Annotated in this window: 5 protein-coding genes and 1 pseudogene; 2 read left to right on the top strand and 4 right to left on the bottom strand. The window is 60.3% G+C overall.

The window, feature by feature from the left end:
- Together ABX749_RS16595 and ABX749_RS16590 are read right to left on the bottom strand one after the other, a co-directional pair.
- Positions 1-609, bottom strand: a pseudogene (locus ABX749_RS16595) (hypothetical protein); the annotation flags it as partial.
- 5 nt (positions 610-614) lie between these two features.
- On the bottom strand, positions 615-995 hold the full coding sequence (locus ABX749_RS16590) for an ATPase (protein WP_372896952.1): 381 nt from the start codon (positions 993-995) through the stop codon (positions 615-617).
- A gap of 382 nt (positions 996-1,377) precedes the next feature.
- Here ABX749_RS16590 and ABX749_RS16585 point away from each other — a divergent pair, with 382 nt between their 5' ends.
- On the top strand, positions 1,378-2,940 hold the full coding sequence (locus ABX749_RS16585) for a PDZ domain-containing protein (RefSeq protein WP_372896951.1): 1,563 nt from the start codon (positions 1,378-1,380) through the stop codon (positions 2,938-2,940).
- 195 nt (positions 2,941-3,135) lie between these two features.
- On the opposite strand, the gene ABX749_RS16580 is transcribed toward ABX749_RS16585, so the two are convergent.
- The gene (locus ABX749_RS16580; protein WP_372896950.1) at positions 3,136-3,399 is read right to left on the bottom strand and encodes a hypothetical protein; all 264 of its coding nucleotides are present in this window, start codon (positions 3,397-3,399) and stop codon (positions 3,136-3,138) included.
- 344 nt (positions 3,400-3,743) lie between these two features.
- Here ABX749_RS16580 and ABX749_RS16575 point away from each other — a divergent pair, with 344 nt between their 5' ends.
- Positions 3,744-4,121: a carbon storage regulator gene (locus tag ABX749_RS16575; RefSeq protein WP_372896949.1), complete on the top strand. Its 378-nt coding sequence runs from the start codon at positions 3,744-3,746 to the stop codon at positions 4,119-4,121.
- A 140-nt stretch (positions 4,122-4,261) separates the two neighbouring features.
- Here the strand turns inward: ABX749_RS16575 and ABX749_RS16570 are convergent, their stop codons facing one another.
- Positions 4,262-6,430 (bottom strand): esterase/lipase family protein, encoded by a 2,169-nt coding sequence (locus ABX749_RS16570; RefSeq protein WP_372896948.1) that lies wholly within the window; start codon positions 6,428-6,430, stop codon positions 4,262-4,264.
- Between the last annotated feature and the right edge of the window lie 255 nt (positions 6,431-6,685).

Raw genomic sequence — 6,685 nt, 5'->3', positions numbered from 1 at the left:
GGCGACCAGGTTCTGGATCATGCTGATCCGCCCCGGCGCAATCGGCTTGCCACTGTCGGAGACCAGCAGCACGCTGGCGGATTGGATCGTGCGGCCGTCAAACCCACCGGCGGATTGCTCGTCATAGTCCACGCTGGCCCAAAGGATGTCGTCGAAGGCTGCGATTTTTTTACCCAGGTCGCGTGCCTTGGCATATTGATGACGCGTGCGTCGGGCCGATTCCGATTCGAAATAAGGTGCCTCACCGAGCGCCTCTTCGACGCTGCTTTGCAAGGCGTAGGGATGTGCGGAGGCTTGCTCGAGTGCCGCCAAATATTCGTGCCGAGTCTCACGCGGGATTAACATCCGTCCGTCTTCTCGCCGCCAATCGCTCAAGCCCGCTTTGCTGAACGCGAACTCGACTTGACTGAGTTCCATCTCCCGCAGCACCTTTCCGCCAAAGAGCGGCTCCATGGTTTCCGTCGAGCCGGCGGGCGTGACGTAATAGATTCCACCGACAATCAGCAGCCCTGCGATCACACAGGCGACCGCTCGTGACAGAGCCGACGCCCCGGAGAGCGGCGGGACGGTGTCGAGATGGGATTTGAATCGTTCAGTCCGCTGACGCAACACGCTTAGGCTGCCATTCGACTACTGGATGATTGCGATGGGAACACGATGGTGACAGCCACGCCGCCCTGGGGGCAGTTCTGCCATTGCAGCTCTGCGTTGATGGCGGCCGCGGCGATCGGCAGGTGACGCTCGCGTTTGGTCGCATCGGTCCCGCTGTCGGCGATCTCCAACTCCAGTCCCGATTCGCTCTGGCAGGCGGTGATCATCAGATCGCCACCGTCAGGCATCGCCTCCAACGCCTGCTTGCTGAGCGCCGTGATCAGATCCGCCGTGCGTTGGTGGTCGCAGGGGATGGGGATTTCCAAGTCGATGTCCAATTCCAGGCACACCGGCGCTTGGTGTTGGATCAATAACGGTGCGGTCACAGTCTCGACAAGAACCAAGAGGTTCCTGCACTGTTCCGGTTCCATCCATCCTTTGGCCATCGTGGCCTCCGCATTTATCGAATGTTCAAATGATTTTGACGACCCGCGGGATACGACACGCCATCGACGCCGGCGGTGGATTTCACCTGAGCAAAAACAGGGAAAAATCGTCGGAATGACTCAAGTCGTTCTCCACAATGGACCGGCATAGCCTTTTCTCGGCGATGGTCGCAAGGCGGATTGGCCGGCAAAGTGCCATCGAGAATGACAAGCCGGGGGGCCGCGTCCCCTCGGACGCCTCGATTTTTTGTCAATCAGGCGTATGATGGCCCTAGAGTCTTTGGCATGTCTGCGTTTCTGACTGCATCACTCTCTGCCCCACAAGAAATTCGAACTTTCCATGCGTTCACTGACTTCCCTGCTGACCATCACCACGCTGATCGTCTCCGCCACCTGTTTCGCCGACGATGCCCGTGGGCAAGGATTGCTGCAACGGCTGCGAAGTCGGATCGTGCCGCTGATCCAAGATCAACTGCAACCGCAGGACGGCGAAGCCGCCAACAACGCCCTGCCGGCTCGCCCGCTGCCGCGTGCGGGAAACCAGCCCGGTGCCGCTAAACAGCCCGGCGCCGCCAATCCGGCAAACGGAGCGGCCCAGAATCCCGCCGCCGCCGGCCGAACCGACCAAGCGAATCCTCGGGCACGCTATCGCCCCCTGGCTCGTCCGGGCAGCGGCGTCAGTCGCATTCCGGCCGTCAGTCCAGCTCCGGCCGTCAGTCCGACGCCGGCCGTCGGGCCCGGCGGCGTCCGGCAGGCGGGGGCTGAGACGCAGTCCCAGGCCGACGTCGACGCTCCAGCTCCCCAGCGATCCCAATCGTTCGGTCGCTCGATTCTCTCCCCGCTCGACTTCGACGACGAAGGTGGTCCGGCCGCGGAACCTGCTGGCACCGAATCATCCGGCGGCACCGCTGCATCGATCGGCATCAAGGCGATTGACGCCGATCCGGGCTACCCGGGTGTTCAAATCACCGAATTCGCCAGCCATTCCCGCGCCGACCGAGAGGGGCTGCGCGTCGGCGACTTCATCTTTGCCATCGACGGAGTGCCCACGCCATCGGTTGCCGCCTTGGTCGGTCAAGTCGCCGCCCGTCAGCCCGGCGATCGGGTTCGCTTGCGGATCGGGCGGGGCGGACAAGTCAGTGATCTTGACATCACGTTGGTGGCCAAGCCCGGCACCAACGCCGCCCCGGCGAGCGAGCTGACGAAATCGCCTGCCGCCAGCGGTACGTCGGCCACTGGCCCAGCGGCATCGGGCCGAAATCCGATCGCCGTGCCCCTCCAGGCCGCCATCCCGACTGCGGCACAGACTGCACCGCCGAAGATCGGCGCGGAGGTTCGCGATGTGCCCGGCCGACGCGGTGTCCAAGTGATGAAGATTCAGCCCGGATCGTCGGCGGACAAGGCCGGCCTGAAAACCGATGATCGCATCGTCGCGATTGACAGCAAAATGGTTTCTGATACCCAGCGTCTGTTCGACCTGCTGGCGCTTGCTTCGCCTGACGATTCCGTGGATCTGCAATTGATCCGAGACAATCGTCTCGTCAACGCCACGCTGTCGCTGCGATCCGGTGATGGACCGACGGTCGCGGGCCAAGCGACAGACGCCACCGACCCCACCCCGGCCGCCAGCGATTCATTGGTCGGAGGCCTCGGTTCGGTGCTCGGCGGCATGTTCGGCCAGTCCGCCACGCCATCGCAAACACCCTCCAACACGCCCGATCCGCAAGCCGACACGGCGAAACAGGCCGCTGAGCCGGAATTGCTTCCCGCGGCAAAGAAACCGCAGCCGCAGCCAGAAAGCAAGACGCAAACTGACCCGTCAGGCGAATCGGAATCGGTTCGAGCCGAGATTCAACGACTTCGCGACCAACTGCAAAAGCTCGAGTCGCAACTCGAGGACTAAATCGCAAGGAAGACCCACAGATGGCAGCGCGAACCCACGGATGACAGGGTGCAAGAAATCCGTGGGTTCGCGCTGCTATCCGTGGGCTCAGCGATCATTTCCTCAGCGATCATTTCATCGCTCGGCTAAGGTACAGTCTGCCCCCTATTTCCAGGTCGACAAACGCAACCCTAAGGTTCAAACCCGGCCGAAGCACTAACCCGCCATGGCGGAGCGGAAGCTCAACACCGCGGGCGTCTCGTCGGCCGGCAACGCTTCCTTCACCAGGTTGCTGGTCAGCGTCATCTTCAACGCCGCCACCTGATTCGGCTCGATCGCGATTCGGCTTTGCACAAACCAGCCGACGTGCGGGGAGCGACTTTCTTGGCGGAGCACCAGCGTGGAACCGTTGCCATCGCTTTCGCGTGCAAGCACCAGTCGCTGGTCGCCGGAATCGCTCGGGAAGACGTTTAGAATCATCGAATTCATCAGAAACCTGGATAGATGACGCGGGCGAAGGAGGGACGTCAAAAACTGCGCGGTGTTGAAAGTGATTCTCAACAACAGAGAAGTTTAGTGATTCTCCGTTGCGCGTCAATCTTTCAAATCGGTGTAAAGTCTTCCAATTTGGTGGACGACAGAATCCGGCGTCCCAACCCGCCGTTTGGCGTAACTGACTGTCTGGGAACAGGTTAAGGAAAATGGCCGGATTTTGCTCCGGCGATTGGCACAAATCCTGCATCTCTCCCCTGCCGCGTACAAGGATGTGACAGCCTTGACGAGTTTCTCACCCTCTCTCGCCGGTATCGGCAAAGGAAACTGCCATGTTAGTTCTCTCACGAAAAGTCGATCAGCAGATCAAGATTGGCGACGACATCACGGTGACCGTAGTCCGTGTGGAAGGAAACCGAGTTCGAATCGGAATCAGCGCTCCCCGCGACGTCCGCATCCTTCGCGGCGAACTGGACACCGAACAAGCGATCGACGGAGAAGTCGAATTCGAGCTTTCGGAGCGAGAATTCGCCTTCGCCCACCAAAATGCATCGGATCGCATCAAGTCGGCCAAAACGCGTCCGTCGGTCCGACCGCAGGTCTTCACCGGATCGGTCACCGCCGACGGCGGCAAGGTGGAATTGAGGGGCGATTCGCCGACGCGAAAGGCCAAGCCGGCACCCTTGGCCAGCTTCGTTTCGGCGTCTTAGGCCGGGAGCGATATGTGTTCCCGATCAACACCTCCCTTCTCCGCGAATGGACTCGCGGCACCTTCCTTGCGACGCCTTCAGCCCCGGCTGTCCAGCTTGAAACTTGAAACCTGAAACTTGAGACTTGAGACTTGAAACTCTTACCGCTCAAAGCCAACTTTCCGAACCGTAGTTGATTCGCCCGCTGCCGCGGATTCGACAGCGTTTTTCGGCATCGTCGCAACGCGGTCGGCCGAATCGATGTCTCGGAGATGTTCCAACAGGATGCGGCGGACTTCAAAGATCGCTTGACCGGTCATGTGGATCTTGGTGTGCTCAGCATCGACGATCAGTTCGCTTTCGGTGTCTTCCATCGTGGCGCTTTCATAGGCGACAATGCCATCGCCGCGACCGGCTTTCTTTTGCAGCAGCGTCGGGTCTTGCAGGATCCCGATGATGTTGTGGTACTTGACCGACGGTGAGTACTTGGCACGCTGCATGACGGGGAAGATCGGCGAGTCGGGGGCCAGCGAATCGATCGCATTGGCCATCGTCAACAGTTCGGTATCACGGAACAGGTTGGGATTGTTTTTAACCAGATTCTCGCCCATGGTGACGTTCATCGTCGGCAGCTTGATAAATTTGCGGGCCAACCAGCGGGTCAATTCATTGGCGAACTTGCTGCCGCGGTGGGGCGTCCCGATCGTGATCACCCGGCTGACCGATTGATTGGGCTTGAAGAACAGCGTGCTGACCAGCTTGTCGCGCTCTTCGGCTTCTCCCCGCAGTTTCTCTTGCGGTTGGTCGCTGACGATTCTCCAGAAATCATCGCCGCTATCGATCGTCTGCATGCGACTGATCAGTCCGCCCATGCTGTGCCCGACCAGGACCATCTGATCCATCGGGGCATCGTTGTGTGCCGGGTCAAATGTGTGGCGCAGATCGTGGAGGTCCGACCGCATTTGCATCGCACTCAACCAAAACGGCTGGCCGGACGGATACAGATAGAACCAGAACTGGTAGCGCTGGCGGATCTCTGGAAAACTGCGGAGGTCGTTGAACATGTCCATCCACGTCCGGGGGCTGGACCACAGGCCGTGCACCATCAGCACCGGGATCCGGTTGGGATCATACGGTTCCAGCATGTACAAGCCGCGGTTTTTGGCGGCATCGGCGGGGTTCAGCAGGCCTTCGGTTTCGTGGTTTCGCTCACGAAATCGCGGCGTGTCGAGAAAGAAAGCCAGCGGCGTGGTCAGATCGGTTTCCAGCGGCACCCAGTGGTTGGCCAATTTGACCTGGTTGGCCGTCAGCGGATCGAAAAACTCGAGGACACAAGTGTTGGCGTCGCCGTATTCACCGTGCTCCGGTTTGGCACAGCGCATCATCGCAGTGACGCTGTAGCTGAGCTCGTCGGGGTAGTATTCCTCGCGCGGATCGTTTTTTTCGTTGCTCTTCCGCACCGCGATCATGGGAACGCCTAATCCGAACGTCGTGTGCTTACTCCGCAGCGTTGCGATCTCGTAATCGCTGACAAATTCGTAGTGATCAAACTCGTCGGGCTTCCAGTTTCCGCGCAGTTGAGTCTGGATGACGAACTCGCGGTCGGGTGTTTTGACGCGATAGGTTTGGCCCGGTTTGATGTGATGTTCTTCGCACAGCAGGCGGAGCGTGTCTTCCAGCGATTCGTTGTACAAATCACACGTCGCGCGAAACTGCGGGTCGTATTGGTTTCGTGTTTCCGACAGGTCTTCGTCGAAAAGATAGTCGTAGCTATTGGTCAGCGCGACGCCAAAGTGGCCAAGGGCGTCACTCTGGTCGCCTTTGGTTTCCGCCTTCTTGCCTTCGACGTAAGACAGTTCGGCGAGTGCATGAATCAGCTCGGGGTCACGGTTGTCCCGCAACGTGGTTTGTATTTTTTTCAGACAGACGTGGGCGTCCTGATCGTAGCCGTCGCGAAGTCCATAGCGTCGCAACGTGTTCCACGTCCGCTCGCTGATCTGTGGGCCTTGACGGGTCATCAGCCGCAGCTGGGCGGCCAACGGATTGTCGCGAACCGACCGAGCCGTCAAATACCGAGCGGTCGAGCATCCGCCGGAAAGACACAGCAGCAGAATCAGCCCGACCAGTTGGCAAACCCTCAGTCGGCAAACCCGTTTCGAAGCTGCCGACGTCGCCGCGAACGCAACCGCAGGTTCAACTTCCCCTACCGCAGAAGCCGGCGCAGCACCGCACGATACAGCACGACACGAGGCGGCGCGACGCGTGACCGCATCGGCATCGGATTCGGATCGTGGTCGGCCAAACGGAGCGGACGTGGGTTCGAGCAACATCCTGTCAATCGAAGCGGTGGGGGGCAAGAAGCGCATGACGTTGGCGCAGCTGGCCGGACAGTAGAAAGCCGCCGGCCTCCGTGTCAACGCAGACCGCGGGACCGTCCGAGTTTCACGACCGAGAACAGGATCGCAATCGGCTTGGCGTCCCACCCCTTCGGGCGACCGCCCCGGGCGGCGGGGGGACGATGAAACCTGCATGATCGGTACCCGCCGTTTCGGTAAGTACGGAAGTTCGCGAGGAAACGTCGGGGG

The sequence above is a fragment of the Stieleria sp. genome (assembly GCF_041595215.1).
GTDB lineage: Bacteria > Planctomycetota > Planctomycetia > Pirellulales > Pirellulaceae > Stieleria > Stieleria magnilauensis.
This window is presented reverse-complemented; position numbering and strand designations above follow the sequence as displayed.

Excerpts from the sequence above, each read along its gene's own strand:
- ABX749_RS16585 (WP_372896951.1), top strand. The coding sequence starts at position 1,378 with ATGCGTTCACTGACTTCCCTGCTGACCATCACCACGCTGATCGTCTCC.
- ABX749_RS16580 (WP_372896950.1), bottom strand. The coding sequence starts at position 3,399 with ATGATTCTAAACGTCTTCCCGAGCGATTCCGGCGACCAGCGACTGGTG.
- ABX749_RS16575 (WP_372896949.1), top strand. The coding sequence starts at position 3,744 with ATGTTAGTTCTCTCACGAAAAGTCGATCAGCAGATCAAGATTGGCGAC.
- ABX749_RS16570 (WP_372896948.1), bottom strand. The coding sequence starts at position 6,430 with ATGTTGCTCGAACCCACGTCCGCTCCGTTTGGCCGACCACGATCCGAA.